Below are 2736 nucleotides of genomic sequence, written 5' to 3' on the forward strand. Positions count from 1 at the left end.
TTCACAAATTGACCGCGATGTTTCTGAATAATTTCCGCCAAAACTTGGAAATGGCTTTCGATTGCAGATGACCAGCTTTGATCGCCCAGCGCTTCTGCCAATGCAGTACTACCCTCTACATCTGTGAAAAGGACCGAAGCCAAGCCTTCGGATTGAATAAGTTCAGGCCCCTCCTCTCTTGCAGCATCGATCAGTTGCTGGATGGCCAACTGTTCGACACCGACAAGTTCGATATTGGGGGTCGGTACAGATGCATGGCGGTTTACAATCTTCCACGATGCGCCTTCCAAAACGAAAATCAGGACGGTGCGATAGATGACCGCTTCGTCAAAGCCGACAAATTGAATCCGGTGGACAAAAGATGACCATCCAGTTTCTCCGTTTTCGAAGGCTTCCGCCTCAAGTTCTTCAAACACTACCGGCGCTGGAATCGCGGCAAAAAAGCCGCCGACGCCGTCACGCACTGCAGAACCACTCCAAAACTCACCCTCACCTGTTCCAATGAACCTAAGTTCATCGGAGGTTGTTAGAAAGTCTCGCAATTCCTCTGTGTTCGTTTTGGTCCTGAGTATCTCATACCAACGCCTGGAAACTGCCAGCAATTCGGGTGAGGAACGTATCATCCGATCTTGCCCGGGACCGAGGACAGATCAATTCTGCGAAGATTTTCCAAACGGTATCTCCATTATCAAACATGATGGACCAATGCTGCCGATGCGTCTTGTTACGATCAAGAGATTTGTGAGGCATCAGGCGTTTGACGCTTCCGCAGCCGGGTTCGGAATGGGCTGGTTACTTGACTTGCCTTTCGGCTATGCGGGCACCGTCAGTCACATTAACTGATGGAAAAAGAACCACTTTGTCTCCGGGCTCCAATCCATTCTCAACTTGCGCCTCCAGACCGTTGTTGTGGCCAATGTCAACAACCCGTAACTCGGCGCGGCCAGAAATATCGACAAAAACAGCCCAGTTTTGTCCCTGTCGAAATAGCGCAGCGGCAGGAACGATGATGACGTCGTCATCCTCCCAGACAACAATTCGAACTTCGATACGATAGCCGTGACCTAATGTTCCCCGAACCTCGCTGAGCCCATCGAACTGGATTGTGGTTTCCACTCGTTGTTCTTCAACACCCAATGCCGAATACTTTGTGTATCCATATGGGTCGATCCGGCTAACCGAACCACTCAGATCGCCGAGCCCGCCCCAATTGGTTATGATCACGCGATCCCCCTCACTAACTTGAACCGCTTCTGACGACAGAAGCTCAGCCACGACCTCCAAATCGCCTTCGATGTCTCCTATCTCCAGTATTGGTTCGCCGGCGGGAAGGGTTGTTTCGCTCTTTTTGATGACCTGCAAAATAGTTCCGTCGATGGGTGCCCGCAATGGGATGCTGTAGGAAGGTGTCTCACTATCTTCTAGCGCTTCGGCCAAACCTGCGTCGTCAAATCCTATCAATCGCGCACGTGCGTTGGCGAGCTCGGCTTCGCGCATGGCGATTGCGGCCTGGACTGTATCGAGATTTGCCTTGGCGATTCTGGCTGCCTGCTCAGCCCGTTCCATTGCCACTTTACTTGTTATACCCTTGGTGACTAGTTTTTGAGTACGCTCCAACTCGCTTTGGGCAAAATCATCTGTAGCTAGTGCCGCGTTTAAATCTGCACGCGCGACCCTGAGCGCAGCTTCGGCGGCACTGACTGCGGCAATGGCCTGCTCTCGTGTTCGTACATCCAGCGCAGATGGGTTTGCGGGGGTCATCCGGGCTACAATCGTTTCACCACCAACAACCCGGTCGCCAGGCAGGACCGTTACACGCTGCAATTCTCCTGCAACGGGTGAAGAAACAACGTAGGGTTCTTTGACCCGCGTTCTGCCTTCCTCGTTGATGGTAACAAGCATCTTGCCACGCTGTACCATTGCCGTATCGACAAGCATGGGGCGCGGCCAAAAAGCCGCAAGAAGAATGACCGCCACCAGAAGAATCGCGACACTCGTAAGAACCGACCGAGAATATCGTTTTTGTCTGCTCACGAATGTCACTCCCTCGACTTTAGCGCCAGGACCAGATCCAACCGATCAACATTACGTTTCACCAACCATCCTGAAAGTAATGCTGCAACAATAACGACTACCGTCGCCTGCCCAAAACTTCGCACATTAAAGTGGGATGGAATTTGATATAGATCCGAGCTGAACCCCTGAGATACTGCAAAAGTCAGACCATAGCCTGCCAAGGCGCCTAAAGGTAGCGCCAGCAGTGTAACCACAACCAATTCCCCCAACAGAACAAAAGCTACCTCTGCCCTAGTGAAACCAAGAACCCGCAATGCCGCCAAATCGCGGGTGCGTTCCGCTTGCGCCACGCGAGCAGCGTTGTAGATCACGCCAAATGTAATGACACCGGCAATCAAGGCCATGATATACCTCATTGCGCCCGCGCCTTGATCCACCACCTTCTGAAACGCGCCTCGGCTTTCGGACTTCAGTGACACACCAGCAACCATCGGCATTTCCTTAAGCTGCTTGTATGTCCATCCCTGCAATTTTTCGTCCGTACGTAAAAATGCTCCGGATACTCGACCCGGTTCCCCCAACACTCGATTCAGTGCGGCCAATTCCATGTAGGCCGGCGACCCCATAAGGCTTTCGGAAACAGCTACTACCGGGAGTTGCAATATTGGGCGCCGACCTTCTCGAACATCGACTGTCAATAATTCGCCTGGGTGTAAGTCC

3 protein-coding genes are annotated in these 2736 nt (G+C 52.3%); all 3 read right to left on the reverse strand.

Annotation, left to right across the window (positions count from 1 at the left end):
- A partial coding sequence (locus AC2FNE_RS24515) for a nuclear transport factor 2 family protein (RefSeq protein ID WP_496806554.1) occupies positions 1-623 on the reverse strand: 623 nt, incomplete at its 3' end.
- 169 nt (positions 624-792) lie between these two features.
- On the reverse strand, positions 793-2034 hold the full coding sequence (locus AC2FNE_RS24520) for an efflux RND transporter periplasmic adaptor subunit (RefSeq protein WP_367648150.1): 1242 nt from the start codon (positions 2032-2034) through the stop codon (positions 793-795).
- Between the two features lie 5 nt (positions 2035-2039).
- Positions 2040-2736 (reverse strand): ABC transporter permease (locus tag AC2FNE_RS24525; RefSeq protein ID WP_496806555.1); only part of this gene is annotated, 697 nt, incomplete at its 5' end.

Source organism: Ruegeria sp. YKSD179 (assembly GCF_059612885.1).